We start from the raw sequence: 25,268 nt of genomic DNA, 5'->3' as shown, positions 1-25,268 counted from the left end.
GCGATCGACCCGCCGCTGGGTGCATGGGGGAACGAGCCGGATGTGCCCGGGCGCACAGTGAGAACATCAACTTCATCGGCGCTATCGAGGTTGATATCGACGCCGAACTCGCACAGTTGGGGCCGACAGGGTACCGGCCGCTGCGGGTCCGCGACACCATGTTCTGACAGGTCAGACGCCTGCGAGTTCGGGCAACAGGTGAGCGATGTCGGTGCGTAGCCGGGCGGGTTCGGTGAAGTGGTAGGCCGATCCGCCCCAGGCACGGAAGATCTCGCAGGTGTCGGCGCAGTCGTAGATGAGGACGGCGTCGGCTGGGGTCAGTCCGTACCGGTCCAGGGTCGGGCCGAAGAACCGGTCTGGTGACTCCTTCTTCAGCGACTCGACCGAGGAGGACACGATCAGCTCGTCGATCCGCAGTTCCCCGGTCAGCACGCGGGGGCGGCGTGGACGAAGCACTCCAAACCTCGCCGCGACCCTCGATCCCGGGGTCGCCGTAGTATCGGCCGAATTTCGGGCGGATATGGCGTAGTCGGCTGGTAAAGAACGGTTTTCGCGTTCGAGATGCAGGGTCGGGTGGTTGGTGCTTGGCTTGGCTGCCGATGAGGTTGATCGGCGTGCTGGAGGTTGGGGTTCGTGGCGACGCGGGTGTTCGCGGACGAGGAGTTGGAGCGTCTGCGGGGGTTCTCGGAGATCAGCCGCGAAGAGTTGTTCCGGTATTTCACGCTGACCCCGGCTGATCTGGCGTTCGTGGATCCGGGGCGTGGCCGGGGTCCGGCGGATCGGTTGGGGCTGGCGGTCGCGTTGTGCACGTTGCCGTGGCTGGGGTTCGTGCCGGACCGGCTGACGGCGGCGCCGCCGGTGGCGGTGGCCCGGCTTGCCGAGCAGCTTCGGGTGGATCGGGTGGAGATCGGTTCGTATGGCAGGCGCGCCAAGACCCGTACCGAGCATGCGCGGCTGGCCGCTCAGTATCTGGGCTGGCGGCCGGCCGGACCGCTGGAGTCGAAGGAACTAGACGAGTTCCTGCTGGCGAGGGCGATGGAGCACGATTCCCCGACGTTGCTGTTCCGGCTGGGCTGCGAATATCTGATCTCGGCGCGGGTGATCCGGCCGGGCCCGGTCACGGTGGTGGAACGCGTCGCACACGCCCGCCACCAGGCGCAGACCGAGACCTACGACCGCCTCGCGCGTGATCACGGGCATCTGGCCGCGCTGGATCTGTCCTACAACTATCTGCGGCAGTTCACCCCGGCGGTACTCTCGGCGGTGCGGTTCGCCGGCGGGACCGCAGCGACCGAGCTACTGATCGCCGTCGACATGCTGCGCGAGTTGAACGCGACCGGCCGCCGCAAGGTGTTCGACGAGGCGCCGGCCGGTTTCGTGCCGACCAAGTGGCACGGCTACCTCGACGAGGCCCGGAAATCGGGCAGCGTCACCGCGTACCGGCACTACTGGGAGCTGTGCGTGCTGCTCGGGCTGCGGGACGGGCTGCGTAGCGGGGATGTGTACGTGCCCGGTTCGCGCCGCTACGCCGACCCGGCCGCCTACCTGCTCACCACCAACCAATGGGCTCCGCAGCGCGCCGAGTTCTGCCGCCTGGTCGGCAAACCCGCCGACCCCGGCGAAGCCCTGGCCGCGGTGACCGACGAGCTGCACGAGGCGGTCGGCGAGCTGGAAGACGTGCTGTCCGGCGGGGACGGCCCGGTCCGCGTGGACGAGACCGGGGACCTGGTGATCTCGCCGTTGACCGCCGAAGACGTCCCCGACGAGGCGAAGTCGTTGAAGGCGGAGCTGACCGAGATGCTGCCGTTCGCGCCGATCGTGTCGCCGCTGATCGAGCTGGACAAACGCACCGGCTACCTGGACTGCTTCACCCACGCCTCGGGCAAACACACCCGCACCCCGGAACTCAAACGCAATCTCATCGCGGTGCTGCTGGCCCACTCGACGAACCTCGGGCTGACCCGGATGGCGGAGGCCTGCGGCATCTCCTACGACATCCTGGCCTGGACTTCGGAATGGTATGTGCGGGATAGAGACCCTGCGCGCGGCGAACCTCGCGATCATCGACTACCACCAGCGGCTTCCGCTGACCACGGTATTCGGCGTCGGTACGTTGTCGTCGAGCGACGGGCAGCGGTTCCCAGTCCGGGGCAAGTCGACCTCGGCGCGGGAGATGGTCATCCACGGCGGCCGGGTGCTGTCGACCTACACCCATGTCACCGATCAGCACGCCACCTACGGCACGAAGATCATCGTCGCCACCAAACGCGAAGCGCACTACGTGCTCGATGAAATCCTCGGCAACGCCACGGACCTGCCGATCACCGAACACGCAACCGACACCCACGGCGTGACCCTGGTCAACTTCGGGCTGTTCGACCTGCTCGGGATGCAGCTCTCACCCCGGATCCGGGACCTGGGCAAGATCACCCTGTACCGGCCCGGACCCCGCCGGGACACCGAAGCCCGGTTCCCACACGCCGGACCGCTGATGACCCGCCGTGCCAACCTGGAGCTGATCGCCGAGCACTGGGACGATCTGCTGCGGCTGGCCGGGTCGCTGAAGTTCGGGCACACCACCGCCTCGCTGCTGGTAGGCAAACTGTCCGCCTCCGGGCGGCAGAACACCCTCGCCACCGCGCTCAAGGAATATGGAGCCCTGCGCCGCACCGTCTACGCCGCCCGCTACCTGTCCGATCCGGACTATCGGCGCAAGATTTCCCGCCAGCTCAACAAAGGCGAATCCCTCCACGCGCTGCGCCGGGACCTGCTCTACGCGCACGAGGGCACGATCCGCGCCCGCCAGCTCGACGACCAAACCGAGCAAGCCTGGTGTTTGACCCTCGCCACGAACGCCGTGATCGCCTGGACCACCGAGTATTACGGGCTCGCCGTCGACCAGATGCGCCGAGCCGGACGCCGGATCGATGACGAAGTGCTGGCGCACATCAGCCCGGCGCACAGCGAGAACATCAACTTCTTCGGCGCGATCGAGGTCGACATCGACGCCGAATTGGCTCAACTGGGACCCACCGGCTACCGGCCACTTCGGGTCCGCGACACCCTCTTCTGAACCGTGCCCCTACGGAACCCAGTCAGATGCCGGCAGTTATCTCGTGGTCGAGGCGGCCTTTTGGTCGTGCTGTTGAACGAAGTTCAGAATTCGAGAAACGACCCGCTCGGATATCTGGTCAAGCACACCGTGTCCCATACCGGGGTAGATTTCGATTTCGGCGTTCGGGACGAGTGCGGTGATGCGCTCATCTGCCTGAACGGGATCGCAGACCACCGATTCACCACCGAAGATCGCGAGCATCGACACGGTGATCGACCGCAGTTCGGCATCTTTGAGGACCCGAGCCCAACCAAGTCGGGTCCTGTATCCGAGCGCGGCTCGTGCACAAGCAAATGCCGTGTCGCTCATCGTGACACCCGGGGTGAGCCAGGCGGTCATCTTCTTCCAGTTCTCATCTGAGGAGCTCATCCCGAAGCGCATGATCTTGAACAGGACACTCCACTTCATCTTGGTGATGACGCCGTTCGGCTCGACGAGGATCAGACTCGCCACCCGCTGCGGGGCATGTACGGTCACGAGTGCCCCGTGCCACGCGCCCTGCGATAACCCCATCACGTGAGCGCGGTCAACGTCGAGCCCGGCCATGACCTCGTCGAACCATGCCGCGAAGTCGGCTTCTTTGCCGATCGGTGCGGTCTGCACGCTCTTGCCGGCCGTACCGATTGTGTCCAGCGCGAACACGACGCGGTCCGTGCTGAGATCTTCGATGACGAAGTCCCAATACAGGCCGTTGCCACCGAACGAATGCAACAGCACGATCGGTGTCCCGGCCCCTGAACCGCACCGGCGAACGTGGGTGGTCCCGAAGGATGTCTGAATATCCAACGTCGTCGCCGGAACTGACGACAACGCCTCCAAGTCCGCGTAGGCGGCTAGATAGGCATCCCGCACCTGCTCGTTCTTGAACCGTCCGATCTTTGCCATGGCATCCCCTTCATCATCGTTGATGATATCAACATACCATATAGATGGTATGGGCGTACCATCAAGTGTCGGTCAGGCAATCCCGGAAGGAGGCGGCAGGTCAAATGCCGCGGTTGGCCGATCACGAACAACGACGACACCAGATCACCAACGCCGCACGGCGAGTCATCGCCAGCGGCGGACTAGAGGCCGCGACCTTCCAATCAGTGGCCGCCGAAGCTGGCGTCTCGGTGCGATTGGTGCAGTACTACTTCGGAACCAAACGCGAATTCCTACTCGCCACCCATCGAGCGGTAATGGTGCGAGCCGCAACCAGGTTTGCGCGCGAACTCGCAGCTCTCGGCGAATCGGCCACGCCCCGCGACATCCTTCGAACGCTCTTCACCGAACTCCTGCCCCTTGACGATGCCCGACGGGACGATTCCATCGTCCTGGGCGCCTTCCATCACGCAACGCTGACCGGAGCCGAGATCGGCGCCGCCGATACCCTGGGTGCGCCTCGATTCGTGGTCGATACCACGGCCGAACAACTTCGGCGTCTCCGCATCGCCGAAACACCCATCGCCGCACGAGCACTCGAGCTTGACGCTCAATTGATCGCCTCCACCGTCGGCGGCTTGGTCCAAGGCTTCCTCGTTGACTGCCCAGCCACAGAAGATGCCGCCGAACTCCTGGACAGATTGCTCGATCGGATGCTCGAACCGTAGCCCCGCCGATAGCAACCAGTTCAAAGAGCCATCATCGAATCGCAGACTGCGCGGCGCGATGAACGACCTGCAGGCCAGGATCACATCAGGGCAATCCTCCGAGGTCGCGAGGAAGCGCCCGACCGCGGCCTTCGGCCGAATCGCCACCTCTGTTCCGTAAGCCGATCGGCTAACGGAACACCTGCTCCGCCGCGGATCTGCCCAGCTCAATAGTGTTCCGCAAGAGTGTTCCACGAACTGTTCCGGTGAACCCTCCCTATATGGAACACTACGGGAGTATGGGCACCCCGTTTCGCGTCGGATACTGCCGTTGTTCCACCGACGAACAGGATGTTGAGCTCCAGACCGAGCAGCTGCTCGCGCTCGGGGTGCCGCGCGAGCGGATCTTCATCGACAAAGGCTTCTCCGGAACCACCCGCAAGAACCGCACCGGGCTCGACAACGCGCTCGCTGCGGTCACCTCGGCGGCAGCGGCCGCTACCGGCCGGCAGGCGGTGTTCACCACGACGAAATTCGACCGGTTCGCCCGCAACATGGCCGAGGTCGGCGACATTCTGACCGACCTGCGCAAGCGTGACGTCCTGTTCGGGCTCGCCAGCTCGATCTACGACTGGCACGACCCGTTCGGCAAACTGTTCCTGCAGACCTTGGCCATGGTCGCCGAATTCGAGGCCAACCTGAACCACCTGCGCACCCGCGAGGGCATGGCGAAGGCACGCGCGAAAGGCCGCCTCAAGGGCAAACAGCCGAAACTTCCCCTGGCAGCACGGAAGACGATTCATCGCCGCTACCACGATCTCGACGACGACGCGAGCCTGGCCGATCTCGCCGAGGAATACAGCGTCGGCCGCTCCACCATCCACCGAATCGTCAGCGGCACCGCACCACGGGCATAGCGCCGTGGCGCTATGCCCGTGGTAACGCGTTCCTTACAGGTATGCCGAATGCTCGCCATCAACGCTGGTCAAGCCATTGTCGTTGTTTCCGCACGATTACTACCAGGACCCCAAACACCTCGCCGACCGCGACCTGTGCCCCGGCACCGGACTCGCCCGGCTGTCCTACGACCAGGCCCGCGATCTGCTCGACGCCGCCACCGCCCCGGACGGGCCCGGCATCGGCTGAGACCTACACGAACTGCGGCACTTCGGGCTGACACACCTCGGCGAATCCGGCGCGAGCCTGCTCGAGCTGTTGGCAAAGTCGCGGCACCGCAAGGCCGAGAACCTGCGTCGCTACTTCAAACCCTCACCCCAGGCCATGCGCGAACTGACCAGCCTCATCGGTCCTGGCACGCCCCGCACCCACTGACCAGCGGCTACACCATATCCGCCCGAAATTCGGCCGATACTACGGCGACCCCCACAACACCCACCGAGTCAACAACTCTCGACCGATAGCCACAACTGGCCCCGCCTGCCACATCTTCCCCGCCGACGGCGTCTCACAATGGCAGAGCGCTCGGATCGAGATAGACCCGAGCGCTCCGGATCGCTGACGCGGACGGTAGCAATCGCCGAAAAACAACGGATATGGAAACGCAGCTCAGCGTCGGCGGTCGGCTCCCGGACCGAGTAGCGCGGTGAGATCACGCATCGCCTGTGGTGATGGTTTGAAGTAGCGGCGCAGGTTCTCGGCCTTGCAGTGCCGAAGTGGCTATCCCCAGTATTCGCCGCGTCGTTTGCGTTCTTCGACCTCGGCCAAGTATTCGGCTTCCTGGTCGGTTCCTAACTTGTCTTCGTCGCCGAACCGATCACGCAAGTGCACCAGCTTCTCGGGCGGCAGGGCGTCGCGGTGGGCATTCCATGCCGCGAATCCCGCCTTGATCTTCTCCAGCTCCTCGGGAGAGATATCGTTGTTGCCAGGATAGTATTCACCCGGCGCATAGAAGATCTTCCCTCTAATTTCTTCCGGCATTGCTCGTTATCCTTTCTACGGCCTTGGCAATTCGCGCATTTGAATAATGATACGCCCGTTCGGACCAGGAAATTTGTTGACAACTTCGAACGGGGTATCGGTCTTGAATGTGACTTCCAGCTCCTGCGGGGCAGTGGAATGGTGGCCGACGTAGCGGCCGTCTGTCGACCAGATCTGTATTTCCACCGCACGGTCCTTCGCAGCGTCGGGAGTCGCGGAGGCAGAGGTGAACGGTTTTTCGATAATCTTGGAGCCGGGCTCGTACCGTTCCAGGTCTTCCGGGGACAGATCCACGCGCCGGGTCACCATCCCTTCATAGGGAGGACATCTATCCAATGCGCTGTTCATCGCGTTGCGCTCGGCTATCTGCGCCGGGGTCAGCTGCTCGCCCGATCGGATGGCGTTGTTGATCGGGGCACTATCTGCGGTGTAGCGGCCGATCGTGTCGATATCCGCGCGGGGTAGATCCGGTTTGGGCACACCTTCTGGATGCTCGATTTTGGGCAGCTCGATCGGGTCCTTTTTCGGAGGAAAGGACGGATCCTGCTTCGGCTCGAGGCGACCGTTCGGCGTCAAGTCCTCGATCCGCTCCAGCCTGCGGATGCTCCGTTCGATTGCGGCGTCGAACTTCGCCGAGTCCGCAAGGCGGCGTGCCGCTTTCCACCGCTCGATAATGGTGCGGATCGTCCGCGCGTAGCGGGCACAGATAGTGGCAGCGGCAGCTGTGCCGACAGCAGCGCCGACGCCGAAGGTGATGAAGCTCGTAGCGACCGAGATCGCTGCAGTGAGCGCCAATTCCTGCAACAGGGCGTCGCGGATTTTCTTGAGCTCGGTCATGATCTGCTCGCGCAACTCGAGCAGTTCGGTGCGATGACCGCGGCAGGAGGCGGCCATATCCGACGCTGCGGCAATGATCGCTTCGGCCGCAGCTTGCATCTCCCGGAGGTCTTCGTCGATGTACTCGACTTCCGGTGCGGTGATGTGCGCGAATGCGGCTGCGGCGTCGGCAAGCACGAACGGGAACTTCGTCACCGCTGCAGCGTCCACGATCCGTTCCCATGTCTCGGCTACTGCCTGTAGTGCATCGGCATCACCATCGGGAACGGTGATGCCGATCATCTCGGCGAGTTCGACCCCTTCCGCGATCAGACCATTGCCGGGACCACCCGCGGAGGGTATCGGAACCCAGCAGCGCGGCACAGGAATGATCGGTGGTGTCGGTGCCACCGGTGGCAGCCCGGCGTTGACCGTTGCGGAGTGCTCGGCAGTCTCGTGGTTATGGCCGATCTGTTGCAGGATGACAGCGTAGGAGTGCGTCGCGGTCATGATTTTGTTCACCGCGTTCAGGATCTTTTTGACGCTGTCGTCGTAGGTTTCGGCCCACTCTCTCGCGTCGCTGTAGGACCCGGCCATAGATTCCGCTCGAGCCAGGTTGTTCCACTCGCCGTCCACGGCAGCCCAGAAATCGCTGGCCGCGTCGGCGAGTTTGGTGGCGGTCTGGTAGTAGACCGGCACCGCTACATCGAGCACCGTCACCGCGCGCCCCTGGTGCGGCCGAGCATAGCCAGATTGGCCGCGGTAGCGGATTCGTAGGATGCGTGCGCGGCCGCTGCCGCGGCACGCATCCTCGCCAGGGCCTCGGCGATGTCAGCGGCTGCCGCGGTCCACTCGGCATGTGCGGCGGCATGCCGGTCGGCGGCGCTCCCGCTCCAGCTTCCCGCGAGTGGGGCGATACGCTCCTCGACCTCACGCAACGAGTCCTCGACGAAACTCGACAACCCTCGTAGGCGTGCGGTCACCTCATCCAGATGCGCTAGATTGACGCGAAATTCGGTCATGCTTCCTGTCCCCCGTGGGTTCCGCTGTCTTTGTCATCGCTAGTCAGGTGGGCGGCAGATCCAGGGATCCGAAACCGGTGGCGGTCGCGGAGTCGGTGGCCACGGACCGGTCGACTACCACCCCCAGCAGATCGGCCATGTCGGCCAATGCCTCGAAGACTTCCAGGCCAGCGCGGTATGCCTCATCCCAAGCTCCGGCGTACGCTGTGGCCGCCCCTCCGCGCCAGTTTGTCATCAGACCGTCGACGTCTATCGTCGCGGATCGCAAGCCGCTGATCAGTGCTTGCGCAGTCTGTTGGATATAGCGTCCCGCGTCGGAGACGTGCTCAGGCACCAAGACGAACGCTGTAGGCACCGAGTCGGTCACAAGAACCCCCCTCTTCATCAACAGCCCCTCAACGGGTCACAATACGGTAGACACACCAGCGCCATAGCTGGCCCAGCCAGCCCGGTATCCGGAACGCGGCTGGCGGCAGTCTGCCGTTGTCCATACATTACGTGCGGGTCGGTCGGTCTGCTCAGTTAGGGAGTCCGCTGGGTCCAGATGGCGATTCCCACTTCGATGTCAGTGGTGCCGTTGGTCCGGCTGGATCAGCGGCCGGAATCCGGCTGGTGGCGGTGATCCATGCAGCGGCGGCCGGGTCGATCCACCCAGCAACGCGCAGCAGCGCGGCGTGGTCGGGAGGTGGCCAGCACGGACACGGCAGCCCCCACTGGTGCGGAGCGTCTGCGTGCTCTCTTAGCTCAGCAATCCCGGCCTGAGCCTCGGGCAAGAAATGATCAGCAGGGTTGGGGCTAGCCGATTCGCATCCGCCCGTATTCTCGGGCATACCAGCAGCTCTCCGTGCACACGGGTTCGAGCGGAAAGCACCCGTGGTGCAGCCGAGTTCGCGTCACGCCGATGTCCGAAGTCCGCTGCAAACGGAGCCGAACCCCGAGGACAGCAGTGCAGAGGACTTCGAACAATAGCAACCACCCTGCGAATCATCGTCTCGATACCAAGGTTCCGCGACACCCGGACGAGACCCCCAGCGGCGGAAGGTAGCCCCACGTCGATGAGTCTCATATTCTTATCTCGAAAATGAGTCGCAAAACCCCGTGACGGTATATAATAATGAGATATTTCGGCGGATAGGAAGGCGCATCAATGGATCTCGGCTACGCCCGGGTCTCCACCACCCACCAAGACCTCGAACGCCAACTCGTCGCCCTCGATGAACACGGGATCCCCGACGAACGGATCTACGCCGACAAGAAAACCGGCGCCACCATCGACCGGCCCGAGTTCAAGAAGATGCTGACCTACGCCCGCGACGGCGACACGATCGTGGCGACCGACCTCGACCGACTCGGCCGTAATCTCCGAGAGTGCCTCAACGTCATCCACAACCTGAGCGAACGCGGCATCGGCGTGAAGACACTGCGCGATCCGCTGCCGATCGACACCACCGACACCTCCGGCATGGCCGAACTCAGCGTCGCGATGCTCGCCCTGTTCGCACACATGGAACGTGTGTTCATGCGGGAGAGGGCCGCTCACGCCCGGGAAGTCGCTGCCGCCCAAGGTAAACAGCCCGGCCGGCCCCGCAAACTCAGCCCCGCCCAGCTCGCCGCGGCCCGAGCAGCGCTACGCGAGGACCAGCCCGTCGGGCAGGTCGCCGAAGCATTCGGCGTCTCACGCGCCACCCTCTACCGCTACCTCGCCCAGAACACAGAACAGATATAGATGGAAAAGCAAGGAGTGACCCGATGGCCGGCCTCATGTCACGCGGCGTCCTTATCGAACGCGAACAGGGCACCGCAGCATGACCGCTCACCCACACCCACTGCTATTCCTCGATGTCGACGGGCCGCTTCTCCCGTTCGGTGACGCCCCCGAACGCGAGTCGCGCAACACCGGGTGGGACTCACACTTCTCGCGGCTCCGTCGTGAGGTGGGTTGCCGACTCGCGGAACTGCCATGCCAGCTGGTCTGGGCCACGACATGGGAAGACGAGGCCAACACCGAGATCGCGCCACGGCTCGGACTGCCACGACTGCCGGTCGTGCGCTGGCCGGAAACCTCCGCTGAGCACGAACATGAGGACCGATGGTTCGGGCTGTGCTGGAAGAGCCGGACCCTGGTGGACTACGCCGCCGGACGCCCGTTCGCCTGGGTCGACGACGAGATCACCGACGCCGACCACATCTGGGTCGCCGCCCAACATCGCGGCCCCGCACTCCTGCGGCACGTCGAGCCATTCCTAGGACTCAGCGACGAGGACCTCACAGCCCTCGATCATTGGCTGCGAACAACCTGAGAACCACAAGAATTGACTCATCAATGGCACGAAGAAGGCGAAGGAGCCGATCCCTACCGGCCACGCGTGGTCAGGCAAATCGCCGGGGTTAAGTCTATCCGCGGACGGCCTGCAGTGGCCCGATGGCCCGCCTCATGTCGGTGGCGCCCATGTTCATGTCGAACATTCCTTGGTGCCATGTCAGACACCGCAACGTCCGGGCATCCTACCGGTCGAACCCATCCCACACCGGGTGGTCGGGCAGCGTGGGAAGGTCCGGAAGCTTCGGCGCTGGTCGGTCCAGGGGAGACAGGACGGTCGGGTAGCGGCGGTCGGCGACCCAGTTCCGGTAGGACTCCAACGCGGTCTCATAGCTGATGCCCAGTTCACGCCACGCATCCCGCAGGTGGTGGTGCACATGATCGCTGACCCGTGACAACCGTTGACGGCGGTCCTGATCGGGGATGGTGGGCAACTGGGCGTCGAGACGGTCGAGGCGTTCCCAGATCACCAGTAGATCATCGTGTTTCGGAACCCCCCGCATGCGCCCGAGCGCGGCCTCGAGGTCGGCATACCCCTCACTCATGCCGCTCATTTCGGGTTCTCGGGAAGCAGGGTGGCACGCTCATCGTCGGTGAGGTTGATCAGCCATACCATGGCCCACGGGTGGGCGCGGTTGTCGATCCATGCCGCTGCCCGCGTCTCACGCAGTAGCACCGCCCGGGCTTGACTGCGGTCCAGTTCGGCGGTTTCTCCGGCGTCGAACTCGTCGATTTTGTTCTGACGCACGGTTGTCGCCCAGCCCACCTGACCCGGGCTGCCGGTCAGCTCCGGCCAGCCCGCCGAGCGGGCCTTGGCCGCGTTGTGTGCGTTGATGGCGTCATACTCACCCATCGAACAATGGTGCACCCACCCACCGACAGAAACCCGTCATCTGCTCGGACACAAGCATTCTCGGCTTTCCCAGGGCGCTGATGAGGTCGAACCCATCCTTCGAAATCGTTGCGGTCGCCACGCCCGACAAGGATCAGGTCGAGACCCGCACGCACCAGCCTGGAACCGACCCCCTGCTCATTCGAGGATGTTGAACTTCCTGGTGTGGCGGATCTCCTGGAAATTCTCGTAGTCGGTCTCGCGTCCCAGGGCCTTGAGCAGACCCTTGAACGTCTCGGCGTTCAGTTTCGGCTCTAGCGACTGCTTGTACAGCTCCGGCTCGCGGTCCTCGACCAGTTTCGGGTTGATGCGGCGGCTCTTGACGCCGGTCTCCCAGGTAGCGACTCCCTCGATGCCGGTAGCGGTACCAATAGCGAGCTTGAGTTCGGTCTCTACCCGCGCCAGCGCCGCGGCGATCCGATCACAGTCCTGCTCCGCTCGTATCTTGTCGTCGTTCAGCTCGATCCACTGCCGTCGTAGCCGCAGTGTCGTGGCGTCGCTGGGCAATACGGTCGGTTCCGGTTCCAGGGCCTCCAGCTCCTCGGCCCGCCGTTGCCTGGGCAGTTCCTCGGACAGCCACGTTCGGCACTCGGAGAATAGCTGCGTGGCTTCGGTTTCAGTGAGGCGATAGATCTCGGTGCCGCCCTCGGCGCCGCGCCGGTGGCCCCACGTGGCCTTGACCCGCTTCTCGAGCGCCTTGTACTCGTCGGTTTCGATGGCATCGAACAACGACAACGGCTCCGGGCACGAGGTTTGCAGCGCTGATCGTCGTTTCTCGGGTGTCATCGTGGTCTGGCCGATCTTGAACTTCGCCAGCAGGCCGAGACGGAAGGCGTAGACGTATCCCATTGCGGTGAATTCCTTTGCTTTGGTGAACTTTCAGGCGACGAATCCCCCGATCCGCTGTCTGGATGGTCCCACGCCCACCGAGGGCTTCACCCCGTAATCCGCCTCATTTCTGCAGGTAGAACGGTCGGTTTCGTTCCGATATTGATAGGGCTACATCTGGGATGGGTGGGTCAACCCTTCGCACAGCCATGCTGGCTGTCCTTCGATGAAGCCCCAGTTCGTAGCCGCCGTACGTGCAGGGTGCGGCCTGCCAACTACGAGGAGGTTGATCAACCAGCCTGCGATAGCGCGGCCCACGCCGGCGCAGAAGCGCTCACCGCTGCTCGTTTCAGCACAGTCAGGTGCGCGCGCTCCTCGTGGCCACCGCGGACTTCCATCTCCCCCGACCTGCCCGGGATAGTTCGCGCGAAGATGTGCAGGGCTGAGCACCTCACCCCATTCGCGGGCAGTCCATGCCCAAAACGCCCGGTCAAGCGTAACGCAGCGGTGCAATACGATCGCGGCACCGTCGCGCGCGAATCGTTGCTGATGTCGGTTGCCACGATTCCAATGCATCACCGCCAGCGCATCCTCGAGCGGGTCCGTGAGTCGCTGGATCTGTTGCCATGCAGTCGAATTGCGGTCCCGGCCGCGCCGCAGCCCGTCGAAGCCCAGCGTGTGCAGTCCTTCGGACTCGACGGTCGAAAGCCGGCCCCGGCGGCGGTATTGGCTGATATCCAGCGGCCATGTCCGTGCGTGATCGCTGGACGGCCCATGGACGGCCGCCGATGATGTGACGGTCACCGGGTCGCACTGTCCTGCTCGCCGAGCCGAGCCAGCATCTCGACCCGCCAGCGGCGGATCTGGTCCATGCCGCGGGCGAGTTTGTCGGCCAGTTCCCGGCCGGACAGATGGATGTAGGTGAGCGTGGTCTCGGTGCTGCGATGCCCGGCGAACGTGGCGATGGCGTGCAACTCCCAACCCGTTCGCGCCAGATCCGTCAAGCACAGATGCCGGGTCGTGTGCGCCGAGAACTGCGGAACTCCCGCAGCAATCGCGATGCACCGCACCACCTTCGACCACGTCCATAAACTCACCGGCTGCCCGTGGTTGCGCCGCGATTCCGACAGGAACAACCGGCCGCGAGCCAGGCTGATCGTCGCCCGATGCGCCAGATACCCTTGCAACAGCGCCCCGGTCGTCGCTGAATACGGCACCATCCGCTCCAGCCGGTTCTTCGTAGTCTCGGCCCGGATCCGCAGCATCCGCCGGCCCGGGTCCAGGTCATCGGTGCGCCGCGAGCACAACTCCTCGCGTCGCAACGCCGCGTCATAGGCCAACGCGAGCATCACCCGGTTGCGCAGCGGCTCCGCTGCCGCGACGGCGAGAATGTCCATCCACTGCGACTCGGTCGGGATCCACGGCAGCTTAGTCAGCCTCGGCACCAGGCCACGCTGCTGCCCTCCCCACTTCCGGCTGGGCGTATAGCGGCCCCGCCCAACCGGATTCGACTCCCGAACCCCTCTTCGACCAACTAGTCGAAATACAGGCGCACCGGAACCAGTCGCTGCTGGATCGTGGCGTTCGCCAGCCCGCACCCGGAATCAATCGACACCACATTGGCACCGCGGCGGCTGCTTCTTGTGGTTCACTGCCCCCGGCACCTCCCAAAGTGCCTGAACCTGCGGAAGGTCGATACGGCGGCTCGCGGCGGTCGCTCGCGACGCATCCCCAGAGCGCTGCCCGGTACTGCGGGCGCAGGGGTCGGTCCGGGTCCACCGAACCCGGGAACGGATGTAGGCCCTCGCGGGCAGGGCTGCGACGGAGGCCTGGGCGCTGAAGCGGGAAGTGGTCAGGAGCGTGGGACAAGGAGCGCTGCGGAGCGGCCGGCCATGATCAGTTCAGGCATCAGGAGGTGCTGCCCGTAGCCGAACTCACGCTCGGCCGGTAGGGCGTCGACGTCGAACCAGCGGAAGTCGCTCGCCTCACCGGTCGGGCGTGGTGCGCAGGCTCACCCTCGAGGCGGTCGGGGCGGTGCTGATTCCGGCGTTGCCGCGGGCGGCCCGGCTCGGCTGAGCGGATTGACCTTTACCGCTGTTGAGGTTGGAGACTGAGCACATGACTATCGGGAATGCCAAGGTCCAGGTGGACATGGTGTTGGACCTCATCTGCGTGCACTCGTACATCGGATACACCCGGCTGGCCCGCGCGGCCGAGCGGTTCCGGTCCGAGGGGGGCGAGGTGGAGATCCGCTTTGCCCCCTTCGAGCTGGCGCCTGGCGCGCCCACCGAGGGAATGCCACTGATCGAGGCGCTCACCCAGACCTTCGGCGAGAAGACGGTGCAGCAGTTGGGTTACCTCGTCACCGAGGCGGCGAAGGACTGGCTGGAGCTGCACTACGACCGGGCAATCGCCACCGGGACGTTCGGGGCGCACCGGCTCGTCGCCCAGGCCGCGCGGGAGGGCCGGGCGGAGGCGATGGTGGAGCGGCTGTTCCGCGCGCACTTCACCGACGGGCTCAACATCGGCGACGCCGGGACGCTGGCCCGCCTGGCCGCCGAGGTCGGCGTCACCGCCGACGACTCCGGCACCGAGGAGGTTCGCGCCGCGCTGCGTCTCGTTCGGGAGGCCGGGGTCACCAGTGTGCCGATCTTCCGGATCGAGGGTGCCCAGCCGATGCTCGGCGAGCAGCCGGAGGAGGCGTTCCTCGCGGCGATGACGGTGGCGAGCCGGGCCGGGTCGATGGTCTCGTCCGACGAGCCGGACGCCGACGGGGTGCGCAACAGTCCCCTGCCGGACGTGCAGAACCACGTGTGGCGTTACCTGGCCACCGACGGCGTAGACGGGCACGACTACTACGGCTTCCCGACGCTGCTGCTGACCACGCGGGGGCGGCGCACGGGCCAGCAGGTCCGCACGCCGCTGATCTACGGCCGGGACGGCGACCGGGTCGTCCTGATCGCCTCCAACGGTGCCGCTCCGAATAACCCGAACTGGTACCTGAACCTCATGGCGGACCCGGAGGTCCACGTCCAGGTGCGCGCGGACAAGTTCGTCGCGACGGGCCGGATCGCCACCGCCGAGGAACGACCGCGCCTGTGGGAGCTGATGGCGAAGATCTTCCCCAAGTACGACGAGTACGCCACCGAGACGACCCGGGACATCCCGGTCGTCGTCCTGGAGCCTCACCGGGGCTGACCTCGGCCCGGAGGTCGGCCCGCCCTCATTCAGCTTCCCGCCGTGGGCGGCACGACGGACAGGCCGTGCCGGAGCACGTTGCGCGGGTCGCAGCGGGCCTTGACCGCCTGGAGCGCGAGACGCAGTGGGCGAGGCCCAGCGGCTGGTCCTGTCGGATATAGGTGATCTCGCAACCGAGGCGGGAGCCGTCGCCGAGCACCGCGGCGATCTGCGGCCCCCACTCGCCGACGATGATTCCGATCTCGCGGACGCCGAGGTCGCGGATGTTGGCCATTGCGGCACCTCGTCGGGCGATTCGCCGCGCCGGCTCGACCAGCACGGCGCCCTTGGGCATGAGCAGTTGCGGCAGGGCGGCGTTTAGTTAGCGCGGTCAGGCTCGACACGCCCCCGCGTGGTGCACCAGCACGTCACAGGTGGGCCCGCACTGTGGGTCCTGGAATCTGTTGCTGTTCAACCGCAGACGGAGGGCCGGCGTGCCGCCGGTCAGGCGGCGTCGGTCGGCGCGGGCGCCAGGGCGCGCTGCCGAACGAACCAGGAGCCGAGCAGAGCCGCCACGCTCAGCAGCGCCGCCGCCACGAACACGAGCCGTGCGCCGTCCGCGACAGCGTGCTCGTAGGCGACGCGAACCCCTTCGGGCAGGCGGGCCATAGCGGCGGCCGTCAGTTGGACGGCATCGCCGCTCACGGCCGAGGCCACCTCCGGCCCCCGCGCGGCCAGCGACTGCTGGACCTGGTGGGCGAAGAGCGCGCCCGAGGCGGCCACGCCGAGCGTGCCACCGACGGTACGGGACAGCGTGGCCGTCGATGATGCGACACCGAGGTTCCGCATCCCCACGCTGTCCAGCGACAGGAGCAGCGTGCCCTGGATGAGGCAGCCCATCCCGGCACCGAGCACCACCATGTACAGCGCGGCGACCAGACGTGAGGTGCCCGTGCCCATGGTCGCCATCAGGAACAGGCTTACGGTCATCAGCGCGCTGCCGACGCGCAGCACCGTCCTGAGCCTGAGGCCCTTGGTGATCCACTGCCCGACGATCACGTTGACGACGACCATCGACAGCAGGACCGGCAGCAGGAGCAGGCCGGAGTTCGTGGCGGACGCGCCCTGCACGGCCTGCTGGTATAACGTCAGAAAGGTCATGGTGCTGAACAGCACGAAACCGACCAGCAGCCCGATGACCGTGGCCAGCGAGAAGTTGACGACTTGGAAGATGCCCAACGGCAGCACCGGCTCGCGGGCCTGCCGCTCGACTAGCAGGAAGCCGGCCGTCGCCAGGACGGCCGCCAAGCCGAGACCGACGATCACGGCCGAACCCCAGTCGTACCGGGTGCCGCCCCACGCGCTGACCAGCACCACGACGGAGATGACGAATGCCAGCAGGGTCGCGCCGAGGTAGTCGACCCGGCCCTGCGCACGGCGCGCCGGCAGCCGCATGCCGGTGGCCACGAGGGTCAGCCCGACGAGCCCGATCGGCAGGTTGATCAGGAAACACCACCGCCAGCCGAAGTGGTCGGTGATCAGGCCGCCGACCAACGGCCCACCGATCATAGTCGCCCCCATCGCCGCCGACATCACCCCCTGGTACTTCGCGCGGTCCCGTGGCGGGATCAGCTCGCCCATGATCGCGAAGGCACTTACCATCAGCCCGCCGCCGCCGAGCCCCTGCAGGGCCCGGAACCCGATGAGCTGGCCGAGGTCCTGAGCCAGCCCGGAGAGCGCGGAGCCGACCAGAAAGATCACGATTGAGGCCAGGAAGACGCCCTTGCGGCCGTACATGTCGCCGAGCTTGCCCCAGATCGGGGTGGAGGCCGCGGTCGCCAGCGTGTACGAGGTGATGACCCAGGACAGGTCGTCGAGCCCGCCCAGCTCCCCGACGATCGTCGGGATCGCCGTACCGATGATCATGTTGTCCAGCGTGGCCAGCATCATCGCCAGGATCAGCGCGACGATCGCGGCGGTGATGCCGGCTCCCGTCGGCGTCGTCGCCGTCGGCGGTGGCGCCGTAGTGATGGGAACCTGCTGTGACATGTCTACCCACTCCCGCTTATTTACTTGCCGCCCGGCTAATTAGTAGTGTAGTCACGGTAGAACGGGGGTGACTGGGCGTCAAGGAAGCCGGCACCATGGGCCGAAACGGACGAAAATCAGTACTCTACGAGAAGGGTGCGAATGAACAAGCCGACCCCGCGCCGCAAGGACACCCGCGAACGCATCCAGGCCGTCGCGCTGCAGGCATTCAGAGAGCGGGGCTACGACAAGACCTCGCTGCGCGGCATCACCGACCAGCTCGGCATCACCAAGGCGGCGCTCTACTACTACTTCCAGGCCAAGGAGGACATCCTCGCCAGCCTGTTCGACGACCTCTACCGGCAACTGGACGACCTGATCGAGTGGGGCCGGCGGCAACCCCGCACCAACGAGGCGAAACAGGAGCTGCTGCGGCGCTACAGCCGGGCACTCGTGCACGCCGCGCCGATCCTGAGCCTGGCCCAGGAGAACCACGCCACGCTCCGGGAGACGACCGTCGGCCAGCGGCTCCAGGACCGGGTCTCCGCCCTGGCTCAGCTCGTCGTCGAACCGGACGCTCCCCTCATCGAGAACGTCCGCGGCCTCACGGCGCTGCTCACCGTCTACTTCGGTCCCGTCGCGACGCAGGACCTGCCCGGCGGCCCGGAGGAGAAGCAGCGGGCGGTGCTGGAGGTCGCCACCGGACTACTCGCCCAGGGGCCAGGCGGCGGCCCGCCGCCCGGCCCCGACACCTCGCCCGACGGCAGGGGGGACCACGATGACTGACCACCGCCCGGACCATTCCGAACTCACCGTCGGACAGCTCGCCGCCCGCAGCGGGGTGACCGTCTCGGCCCTGCACTTCTACGAGCGCCAGGGCCTGATCAGCAGCCCGGCGCACCACCGGCAACCAGCGGTTCTACCCCCGCGACACGCTGCGTCGGGTGGCCCTGATCCGCATCGCCCAACGTCGGCGTGCCGCTGGCGAAGGTCGCGGAGGTGCTGGCACTGATCAGGACTGGACGCGGATGACCGAGTGCTCGCAGTTGGACCTCGACGCCCGACTGCGCCAGCTGCACGACGACTTCGCGGACTGCGTCGGCTGCGGGTCGGCGGTATCGAAGAAGGTCGCGCCTAAGTCGTGTGCACAGCGGATCGCGTCGACCTGCCCGGCCATGCCGGACGAGTCCACGACTATTTCGTCGCCAACCCTGTCAACCTACGGTTGATGCGTTGGGGGCACCTCGAATTCGCTGGCACTGGCTCCGATGATGCCGCTCGGGACACCGCCAGCCGCAAGGCGGAGGTGCTTCGGCGGGCGCAGCAGGACGGACTGCTCGATTCCTCGTGGGACCCGCTGGACATTCTCGTGTTCGTCAACCAGTTGTCGATGGCCTGGGCCGACCAACCTGGCCTGCCCTCCATCGAAAGCGGCGCGCGTGATCAGTTCCTGGCCGACCGTCGGGCAGCCATCGTCACTGCGGTCGAGCGGCTGTTTCCCGCAGCGATCCCGCATACGACCCATCACCGGGAAGACGGACCGGCATGAGCACGTAACTCAGTCCGTCACGCAGTTGTTCGTCGGGTCTGTGATGGGCCGTGCGGAGTCTGGCGGCTCTGGTTGGACCGTTCAACGCGATCTCAACGGATTCGGCATGTATCGCGGCCAGTCCTTCGAGCAGGTAACGGGGGTTGAAGGCTACGGTAAGCGGCTCACCGTCGAATTCGCAGGCGATAGTCTCCTCCGCCTTGCCTTCGGTGTCACTGCCAGCGGACAGGCGCGTTGTGGCTGCGGTGAAGGTCAGCCGAACTTGTGTGCCTCGCGAAGACAGCAGCGATACGCGCTTGATCGCTTCGACCAACGCAGCGCTGTCGAGCCGGGCGGTCGAGGTTCGATTGTCCTCGAGATAGCTGTGGTATGGAGCGTAGGGCATGTCGAGTGTCCGCAACGTGTGGTGCTGAGCGCCGGTCGTGAGTCCCAGGATGGTTCGACTCGGGCCGGCGGCAATCTCGATCCTCGGCCCCGCCAAGGCTTTGCTGGTCTCCGCGAGGGCGCGGGCTGGAACCAGCATGCTGGCGCCTGGTTCGTTGTTGATCGGATCGGCTGGCTGCCATTCGAGTTCACGGATTGCGATGCGGAACCGGTCGGTGCTGACCAACCGCAGGAAACCGGGATGGAATTCGAGGTTGATCCCGGTCAGCATCGGCAGCGTGTCGTCGCGTCCGGCGGCAACGGCAACCTGGGCAACGGCGTCGCAAAAACCTGTCTGGTCGACAGCACCCGCGGTCGGAGGTGTGGACGGAAGTTCTGGATACTCATCGATTGCCATGAGCGGCAACGCGAACCGCGATTGGCCACAGACGATTTCGAGCCCGTCTCCATTGTGGGACATTTCGACCGGTCGCGCGGGTAGAGCCTTGGCGACTTCGGTGAGCAACCGTCCCGAGACCAGCACTTGTCCCGACTCGTTCACCTCGGCGCCGACAATCCGGGTATGCGAGGAGATTTCGTAGTCGAACCCCGCGACCGATACCATATCCGGCTCCGCACGCAGTCGAATGCCTGCCAGGACCGGACTCGGGGGACGTCGAGGAACTGCTGGGGCAACAACCGATACCGCATCCACGAGACAGTCGCGGTCGAGGCATAGTTTCATCAGGATTCTTCCTCGTTCAGGGGCCGATATTCGAAGCGGCGGTGTAGGGCGCTGGCCCTCGCGTGAGCGGCCTGCTTGGATCGGTGACCGAACGCTTCGGCGATCCAGCTCCAACTGTTGCCGTGTTCGTTGGCAGCCCGCATCAACTCCAGTTCCAGACGATCCAGCTCGGTCCGCGCGACCATCAGCAACACGACCGAGGCATAGATGACGTGATGCGGCAACTCGACCTCGTCATCGGCGGCCAGCCGGTCCAGCACTGCGCGCACAGCTGCCGCTGGGTTGCTGTGGTGTGCATCGTTCTGTGCGGGTGATGTGGCAAGCAACCACTCGGTGACCAGAGCGGCCTCCGGCGGCTCGGGATCGGGCATGCTCCCATCCTATCGCATCGTCAAAATATTTTTGACGCCCGAGCCATCCAACGTCGGATCGTAAAGGCTCGTATAGTCACGCGGTGGATGTGAAGCAGGTTCGACACGCGTACGCCTCCGTGGCAGACCTTTACATCGAGCTGTTCGGCACGAGTCGGCAGGTACATGCCGACGACCTCGCCTTCATCGGACAACATCTGTCGATTCGGCCTGGCGCCGTGCTCGACGTGGGCTGCGGACCCGGCCATATCACCGGCCACCTTCGGTCGATGGGTGTCGATGCGAGGGGGATCGACGTGGTTCCCGAGTTCATTGCCCATGCGAAAGCTGCCGATCCGCACGGGATGTACCACCTCGGGTCGATGAATAGCCTGGGCGTCGAGAATCATTCCGTCGCCGGTATTTTGGCTTGGTTCTCGCTGATCCACGTGCCGCCCCAAGAGCTGGACGGTGTACTCGCCGAGTTCCACCGAGTGATGACTCCAGCTGGCGCGCTGGTGGTCGGCTTCTTCGACGGCGACGAGGTGGCCGCCTTCGACCACAAGGTCGTGACGGCCTATCGATGGCCCGTTGACGAATTCGCCGAGCGATTGGCCCGAGCTGGCTTCTCGGAGGTCGATCGCCAGCAGCGGCCCAGCGTTGGCGCCCACCGGCCATGCGCCGCAATCGCGGCGGTCGTGGGCTCGGCCGACAATCGGTAAGTGTCGTTGATGGGCCTCGAAGACAACGTCCGATTCGTCTTCTTCGAAGCCCCCGACGGAAACAGCTAGGGCGTCCAGCTCCAACCGCACCCGCGGGGCGGTGGCCCGGTCTGCTCGCCCCAGCACCAGACGCAGGTCACGGCACACCAGAGCGGACGATGAATATTGCGGCGTTGAGCCGTCCGTACAGCAGAGGTTCGTACTCATCGGAAAGGACTCTCAATGACTGCGTCGAATCGCAGAAGCCGGGAAGGGTGTGTCGTGACTGAACTGGCGTCCGCACCGCCCTGGGCATACAGGGCGCCAACCCCAGACACCTACGAACTAAGGGAAACATTATGAACTGGCCTCTGGCCGACCGGATACTCCGAGACAAAGTAGCGGTCGTGTACGGTGCGGGCGGACCGATTGGGCAGGCCATCGCCCGCGGTTTCGCCGGTCATGGCGCGCGGGTCCATCTCGCCGGCCGGACGAGAGCGACACTCGACGCTGTGGCCGACAGCATCCGCGCCGACGGCGGAGAGGTCGCCACAGCCCACGTCGACGCCCTGGACGAGCAGTCGGTCCTGGACTTCGTGGACAGCGTCGCCGACAACGACGGCGCGCTGGACATTTCCGTCAACGTGATCGGCTATCAGGACGTCCACAAGCCGCTCCTCGAGATATCGACGGACGAGTTCCTCCGACCGATCCTCACCGCCACCCGTACCCAGTTCCTTACTACCCGGGCTGCGGCGCCACACATGATACGCAACGGGTCCGGCACGGTGCTCACCTTCGGCGGCACAGGCAACGGTATGTCCGGCTTGGGTGGCTTCAAGATCGCCCTGGATGCGGTGGAGGCGCTGCGCCGGCAGTGGGCACAGGAATTGGGCGAGAGCGGCATCCGCCTGGTGACCCTGCGCACCGGTGGAATCCCGGAGTCGCTGCCCGACTCCCTGCCCGAGGACGAGCGCCTGGAGATAACCTCGATGATCGACGGCGCCACCCTGCTCAGGCGCTCTGCCACGTTGGCAGATGTGGGTAATGTCGCGGCATTCGCCGCGTCGGACCTGGCCCGCTCGATCACCGGCACGGAGATCAATATGACCTGCGGCGCCGTGCTCGAATAGGCATGGAGGGAACCTAGTTGTATGAGGCCGTGACGTTGGTGACGCCGGTGTGGAGGCGGCTGGCTGGTGGCCGGTCTCCGGCGGCCGAATGGGGTCGATGATAGTTGTAGTGGATGTTCCAGAGCGCCGAAGTCTTTCGCCTTGTAGCAGGCGTCGTTGTCGGTGACGATCCGCTCGATCGGGTAGTGCCGTGCGCGGCGAAGAACGCTCTGACCCGGAACATGAACCCGATCACGGTGACCGCTTTGTCATCATCGAGGGCTTCGGTGTAGGCCAGGCGCGAGTAGCCGTCGACCGCGGTGTGCAGGAACGCATACCCGGGTCGGCGGCGTGTGGCCGCGGCCCGTGCGGCCAGGTCCTGGACAGAACCTCGGCCGTGGACACGCCGGCCGCCACCGTCGGGGATCCGGCCGACTTTCTTGATGTCGACATGCACCATATGCCCCGGTCGGCGCGCGATGATCCGGCATGGCGCCCGGTTCGGTTCGCCGCCCGGGTCCAGGAATCGACGCCGGTTCAGCCCGCGCTGGGCGAGGTGGCGGCCGACGGTCCGCGAGGAAGTCGGCTGCGATTGCTCAGTTCAGCCTTCGGGGACACCGCCTAGCTTGAGTTTTAACCTCTGAGCTGCTGTTTTGTGGAGTTTCTGCGGGGTCGCGGCCCAGCCGTCAGGGATGGTTTCTTGTCGCTGGTGGTCTTGATGTGCACGTCGTAGCGGGGTGCCGGCCGCTGGTTGTGGTGACCGGCCGGGCGACCTGGACCGGGGCGGGAGGGTTTCGGTGCTCTGGCCGGACATGCCGCTTTCCGGCGGAGGTGCCGAAACCCTCGACGAACACGAGCGGGTGTAAGCCGTTGCGGAGCAACAGGTTTCTCCCAGGGGCGCCGTAGATCGATGGTGAGGTTGCGGGCCAGGCGTCGTTGGGTGTAAGCGGCCAGAAGCAGCCAGGTCCACCGATCGGCGGCTTCCGGGTTCCGCAGTTTCGGGCAGGCCCAGCCGAGGGTCTGTTGGAGCATCCGGAAGGTGTGCTCGATATCGAAACGCCGCAGGAACGCCTGCCACAACACCGCGACCTCGGTGTGGTCCAGGTCGACCTCCGAATGCCACAACCACACCGGTTTCGGTATAGCGCCGCTGGGGCGGCGGTTGGCATCGAGCCGGATCACGGTGCCTTCGATCACCGGCAGCTTCCCGGCCCGGGCCACCCACGACCCACGGTGGATGAGCCTGGGATGCAGACGATTCCATGGCCGGGCCGTAGAGGCGAGTGTCGGTCGTGACAGCAGTGTCGGGTTCACCCCAGCTCGTCTGATCACCGAAAACGAACTCACCGCCGTGACGTGGTGGACGGCCGGTGGTTCCGGGCTGCCATGCGGGTGCGCGGCGGCGCAGGACCCGGTCCGACCGCATCCGTCCGAGTATGGCCACGGGCAGATCGGCCAGCAGGAACACCAGCCCGGGGTGCGTCGTATCCGGCGTCGGCGACGATCCAGATATCCCGGTCACCGGGCTGCCAGTGCCCGGCCTCGATCAGGTTGCCGATGACGGTACGCAACTGGCCGGCGGTGATGGTCGCGGCATCATCTCCCGGGGTCAGCCGCACCGCGTCCAGAGGTGCGGTCCAGGAACTGCGCCCCGATTCCAGGGCGGCGACCACCGAATACGGCCATCCCGGGATCATCTGTGCGGTGTTCTTCGCCCGCCCGTAGGTGTGACACAAGATCCGCTGCGGGCAGGTATGGGCCTCGGGCCGCAACCAGGCGGTGATATCCACCGCCAGCACCAGGCGACCGTCCGCGGCTCGCGGCAGCGGCACCGACACCAGCGCACGACGCAGCCGGGCGATATCGACCCGGCCGCGATCCAGGGCCGCATAGACACTGCCGTGCCCTCGGCGATGCTCACTGATCAACGACAATTTCCGGCAGCGACCGCACCGGCCCGTCCGCGCACAACACCGCGTCCACCAGATCGAACGCAGCGTCCGCCCGCCGAGTAAGGCACCGATACAACTCGCGCCGGAAGCCCGAAAGATCCCCGACCGTGCCAGCGCAGCCGGTGTCGTGCACACTGTTCAACTGAAGCCCTTGGTTGTTGAAAGTCTTTCTCTCACAAGAGGACATGATCAACCAAGGGCTTCACCCATGAGCACGCGGGGTCACAAAACAGCAGCCCAGAGGTTAAAACTCAAGCTAGTGTCCCGCGCCTGGAATTCGTTTCAAATATGAGGTGAGGCGTTCGAGGATCTCGTCAGCGGTCTTGGTCCACACGAACGGTTTCGGGTCCTCGTTCCAGGCAGCGACCCAGTCACGGATCGATTTCTCCAGCGCGGCAACACTTCTGTGGACGCCGCGGCGGAGTTGCTGGTCGGTCAGCAGTCCGAACCAGCGTTCCACCTCGTTGAGCCAGGGGGAGTAGGTCGGGGTGAAATGCATGTGGAAGCGTGGATGTGCCGCAAGCCATTTCACGATGATCGGCGCCGTGTGCGTGCCGTAGTTGTCACAGATCAGGTGCACGTCGAGCTCGGCAGGCACGTGCTTGTCGAGCCTGGTCAGGAACTTCTTGAACTCGGTGGCGCGGTGGCGGCGGTGGATCTGGCCGATCACCTCGCCGGTGGCGGTGTTCAACGCGGCGAACAAGGTGGTGGTGCCGTGGCGGACGTAGTCGTGGGTGCGCCGCTCGGACATGCCCGGCATCATCGGTAACACCGGCGCCGACCGGTCCA

General features: G+C 65.4%; 29 protein-coding genes and 3 pseudogenes. 14 read left to right on the top strand and 18 right to left on the bottom strand.

The features are described from left to right. Positions 1 to 23 precede the first annotated feature (23 nt). On the top strand, positions 24 to 167 hold the full coding sequence (locus K940_RS32490) for a hypothetical protein (protein ID WP_155980979.1): 144 nt from the start codon (positions 24 to 26) through the stop codon (positions 165 to 167). 4 nt (positions 168 to 171) lie between these two features. Here K940_RS32490 and K940_RS0119370 read toward each other — a convergent pair whose 3' ends face one another. Then, positions 172 to 456: a hypothetical protein gene (locus K940_RS0119370; RefSeq protein ID WP_028478872.1), complete on the bottom strand. Its 285-nt coding sequence runs from the start codon at positions 454 to 456 to the stop codon at positions 172 to 174. Positions 457 to 633: 177 nt separating this feature from the next. Between K940_RS0119370 and K940_RS34155 the strand changes: the two are divergent. Beyond that, positions 634 to 3,073: pseudogene (locus K940_RS34155) on the top strand (Tn3 family transposase). Positions 3,074 to 3,109: 36 nt separating this feature from the next. Here the strand turns inward: K940_RS34155 and K940_RS0119360 are convergent. Continuing rightward, positions 3,110 to 4,000 (bottom strand): alpha/beta fold hydrolase, encoded by an 891-nt coding sequence (locus K940_RS0119360; protein ID WP_028478871.1) that lies wholly within the window; start codon positions 3,998 to 4,000, stop codon positions 3,110 to 3,112. 104 nt (positions 4,001 to 4,104) lie between these two features. Between K940_RS0119360 and K940_RS29300 the strand changes: the two genes are divergently transcribed. The 3 genes from K940_RS29300 (at position 4,105) to K940_RS33695 (ending at position 5,832) form a co-directional block, all read left to right on the top strand. Beyond that, positions 4,105 to 4,707: a TetR/AcrR family transcriptional regulator gene (locus K940_RS29300; protein WP_036529322.1), complete on the top strand. Its 603-nt coding sequence runs from the start codon at positions 4,105 to 4,107 to the stop codon at positions 4,705 to 4,707. A 260-nt stretch (positions 4,708 to 4,967) separates the two neighbouring features. Continuing rightward, positions 4,968 to 5,603, top strand: a complete 636-nt coding sequence (locus tag K940_RS0119345) for a recombinase family protein (protein WP_231390437.1) — start codon at positions 4,968 to 4,970, stop codon at positions 5,601 to 5,603. Positions 5,604 to 5,685: 82 nt separating this feature from the next. Then, positions 5,686 to 5,832 (top strand): hypothetical protein, encoded by a 147-nt coding sequence (locus tag K940_RS33695; protein WP_231390436.1) that lies wholly within the window; start codon positions 5,686 to 5,688, stop codon positions 5,830 to 5,832. Positions 5,833 to 6,363: 531 nt separating this feature from the next. Here the strand turns inward: K940_RS33695 and K940_RS0119335 are convergent. The 4 genes from K940_RS0119335 to K940_RS0119320 are packed head-to-tail and all read right to left on the bottom strand — an operon-like array spanning position 6,364 to position 8,829. Further along, positions 6,364 to 6,624 carry a hypothetical protein gene (locus K940_RS0119335; RefSeq protein ID WP_028478869.1) on the bottom strand — a complete coding sequence of 87 codons (261 nt, stop codon included), beginning with the start codon at positions 6,622 to 6,624 and terminating at the stop codon, positions 6,364 to 6,366. A 15-nt stretch (positions 6,625 to 6,639) separates the two neighbouring features. Beyond that, positions 6,640 to 8,160: a hypothetical protein gene (locus K940_RS0119330; RefSeq protein WP_028478868.1), complete on the bottom strand. Its 1,521-nt coding sequence runs from the start codon at positions 8,158 to 8,160 to the stop codon at positions 6,640 to 6,642. Beyond that, entirely contained in the window at positions 8,157 to 8,462 is a 306-nt protein-coding gene (locus tag K940_RS0119325; RefSeq protein WP_028478867.1) for a WXG100 family type VII secretion target, read from the bottom strand. The genes K940_RS0119330 and K940_RS0119325 overlap by 4 nt, the downstream gene beginning before the upstream one ends. A 43-nt stretch (positions 8,463 to 8,505) precedes the next feature. Next, positions 8,506 to 8,829: a WXG100 family type VII secretion target gene (locus K940_RS0119320; RefSeq protein WP_028478866.1), complete on the bottom strand. Its 324-nt coding sequence runs from the start codon at positions 8,827 to 8,829 to the stop codon at positions 8,506 to 8,508. Between the two features lie 780 nt (positions 8,830 to 9,609). On the opposite strand from K940_RS0119320, the gene K940_RS0119315 reads away from it, so the two are divergent. Both K940_RS0119315 and K940_RS0119310 read left to right on the top strand, forming a co-directional pair. Beyond that, complete coding sequence (locus K940_RS0119315) at positions 9,610 to 10,188, top strand: recombinase family protein (protein ID WP_028478865.1); 579 nt, start codon at positions 9,610 to 9,612, stop codon at positions 10,186 to 10,188. Positions 10,189 to 10,267: 79 nt separating this feature from the next. Further along, positions 10,268 to 10,762: an HAD domain-containing protein gene (locus K940_RS0119310; protein ID WP_028478864.1), complete on the top strand. Its 495-nt coding sequence runs from the start codon at positions 10,268 to 10,270 to the stop codon at positions 10,760 to 10,762. Positions 10,763 to 10,967: 205 nt separating this feature from the next. On the opposite strand, the gene K940_RS0119305 is transcribed toward K940_RS0119310, so the two are convergent. The 4 genes from K940_RS0119305 to K940_RS29295 form a co-directional block, all read right to left on the bottom strand. Continuing rightward, positions 10,968 to 11,327 carry a hypothetical protein gene (locus K940_RS0119305; RefSeq protein ID WP_155980978.1) on the bottom strand — a complete coding sequence of 120 codons (360 nt, stop codon included), beginning with the start codon at positions 11,325 to 11,327 and terminating at the stop codon, positions 10,968 to 10,970. Between the two features lie 5 nt (positions 11,328 to 11,332). Next, positions 11,333 to 11,635, bottom strand: coding sequence for a hypothetical protein (locus K940_RS0119300; protein ID WP_028478862.1), 303 nt, complete (start codon positions 11,633 to 11,635; stop codon positions 11,333 to 11,335). Positions 11,636 to 11,812: 177 nt separating this feature from the next. Then, positions 11,813 to 12,523: a GIY-YIG nuclease family protein gene (locus tag K940_RS0119290; protein WP_028478861.1), complete on the bottom strand. Its 711-nt coding sequence runs from the start codon at positions 12,521 to 12,523 to the stop codon at positions 11,813 to 11,815. A gap of 779 nt (positions 12,524 to 13,302) precedes the next feature. Then, positions 13,303 to 13,947 carry a site-specific integrase gene (locus tag K940_RS29295; protein ID WP_231390435.1) on the bottom strand — a complete coding sequence of 215 codons (645 nt, stop codon included), beginning with the start codon at positions 13,945 to 13,947 and terminating at the stop codon, positions 13,303 to 13,305. 673 nt (positions 13,948 to 14,620) lie between these two features. Here K940_RS29295 and K940_RS31805 point away from each other — a divergent pair. Together K940_RS31805 and K940_RS0119270 are read left to right on the top strand one after the other, a co-directional pair. After that, positions 14,621 to 15,700 carry a nitroreductase/quinone reductase family protein gene (locus tag K940_RS31805; RefSeq protein ID WP_028478859.1) on the top strand — a complete coding sequence of 360 codons (1,080 nt, stop codon included), beginning with the start codon at positions 14,621 to 14,623 and terminating at the stop codon, positions 15,698 to 15,700. A gap of 124 nt (positions 15,701 to 15,824) precedes the next feature. Then, positions 15,825 to 16,061, top strand: coding sequence for a hypothetical protein (locus K940_RS0119270; protein ID WP_028478858.1), 237 nt, complete (start codon positions 15,825 to 15,827; stop codon positions 16,059 to 16,061). A gap of 122 nt (positions 16,062 to 16,183) precedes the next feature. Here K940_RS0119270 and K940_RS29290 read toward each other — a convergent pair whose 3' ends face one another. Then, positions 16,184 to 17,728, bottom strand: a complete 1,545-nt coding sequence (locus K940_RS29290) for an MDR family MFS transporter (protein ID WP_081706489.1) — start codon at positions 17,726 to 17,728, stop codon at positions 16,184 to 16,186. Positions 17,729 to 17,869: 141 nt separating this feature from the next. On the opposite strand from K940_RS29290, the gene K940_RS0119260 reads away from it, so the two are divergent. From K940_RS0119260 to K940_RS32485, 3 genes and pseudogenes are all read left to right on the top strand, one after another. Continuing rightward, positions 17,870 to 18,493 carry a TetR/AcrR family transcriptional regulator gene (locus tag K940_RS0119260; protein ID WP_028478857.1) on the top strand — a complete coding sequence of 208 codons (624 nt, stop codon included), beginning with the start codon at positions 17,870 to 17,872 and terminating at the stop codon, positions 18,491 to 18,493. Continuing rightward, positions 18,486 to 18,936, top strand: a pseudogene (gene soxR, locus K940_RS34035) (redox-sensitive transcriptional activator SoxR). The gene K940_RS0119260 and the pseudogene soxR overlap by 8 nt, the downstream one beginning before the upstream one ends. After that, entirely contained in the window at positions 18,849 to 19,256 is a 408-nt protein-coding gene (locus K940_RS32485) for a hypothetical protein (protein ID WP_051407372.1), read from the top strand. The pseudogene soxR and the gene K940_RS32485 overlap by 88 nt, the downstream one beginning before the upstream one ends. Here K940_RS32485 and dnaN read toward each other — a convergent pair. Next, positions 19,183 to 20,364 carry a DNA polymerase III subunit beta gene (gene dnaN, locus K940_RS29280; RefSeq protein WP_051407371.1) on the bottom strand — a complete coding sequence of 394 codons (1,182 nt, stop codon included), beginning with the start codon at positions 20,362 to 20,364 and terminating at the stop codon, positions 19,183 to 19,185. The genes K940_RS32485 and dnaN overlap by 74 nt on opposite strands. Beyond that, positions 20,364 to 20,735 carry a hypothetical protein gene (locus tag K940_RS0119240; protein WP_028478855.1) on the bottom strand — a complete coding sequence of 124 codons (372 nt, stop codon included), beginning with the start codon at positions 20,733 to 20,735 and terminating at the stop codon, positions 20,364 to 20,366. The genes dnaN and K940_RS0119240 overlap by 1 nt, the downstream gene beginning before the upstream one ends. A gap of 83 nt (positions 20,736 to 20,818) precedes the next feature. Here K940_RS0119240 and K940_RS0119235 point away from each other — a divergent pair, with 83 nt between their 5' ends. Both K940_RS0119235 and K940_RS0119230 read left to right on the top strand, forming a co-directional pair. Beyond that, complete coding sequence (locus tag K940_RS0119235; RefSeq protein ID WP_028478854.1) at positions 20,819 to 21,436, top strand: class I SAM-dependent methyltransferase; 618 nt, start codon at positions 20,819 to 20,821, stop codon at positions 21,434 to 21,436. 338 nt (positions 21,437 to 21,774) lie between these two features. Next, positions 21,775 to 22,548, top strand: a complete 774-nt coding sequence (locus K940_RS0119230; RefSeq protein WP_036529318.1) for an SDR family NAD(P)-dependent oxidoreductase — start codon at positions 21,775 to 21,777, stop codon at positions 22,546 to 22,548. Between the two features lie 13 nt (positions 22,549 to 22,561). Here the strand turns inward: K940_RS0119230 and K940_RS29275 are convergent. The 5 genes and pseudogenes from K940_RS29275 to K940_RS0119210 form a co-directional block, all read right to left on the bottom strand. Then, positions 22,562 to 23,101 (bottom strand): annotated as a pseudogene (locus K940_RS29275) (DDE-type integrase/transposase/recombinase); the annotation flags it as partial. A 27-nt stretch (positions 23,102 to 23,128) separates the two neighbouring features. Then, complete coding sequence (locus K940_RS33130; RefSeq protein WP_369797528.1) at positions 23,129 to 23,953, bottom strand: hypothetical protein; 825 nt, start codon at positions 23,951 to 23,953, stop codon at positions 23,129 to 23,131. Beyond that, the gene (locus K940_RS33125) at positions 23,871 to 24,455 is read right to left on the bottom strand and encodes a transposase (protein WP_196812280.1); all 585 of its coding nucleotides are present in this window, start codon (positions 24,453 to 24,455) and stop codon (positions 23,871 to 23,873) included. Before K940_RS33125 ends, K940_RS33130 begins: the two co-directional genes overlap by 83 nt. Next, positions 24,445 to 24,666 (bottom strand): hypothetical protein, encoded by a 222-nt coding sequence (locus tag K940_RS33120; protein ID WP_196812279.1) that lies wholly within the window; start codon positions 24,664 to 24,666, stop codon positions 24,445 to 24,447. The genes K940_RS33125 and K940_RS33120 overlap by 11 nt, the downstream gene beginning before the upstream one ends. Before the next feature lie 69 nt (positions 24,667 to 24,735). Then, positions 24,736 to 25,268 (bottom strand): IS630 family transposase (locus K940_RS0119210; protein ID WP_028478852.1); only part of this gene is annotated, 533 nt, incomplete at its 5' end.

Source organism: Nocardia sp. CNY236 (assembly GCF_000482385.1).
Lineage (GTDB): Bacteria > Actinomycetota > Actinomycetes > Mycobacteriales > Mycobacteriaceae > Nocardia.
Note: the sequence above shows the minus strand (reverse complement) of the source record. Positions and strands in the feature narration are given on the sequence as shown.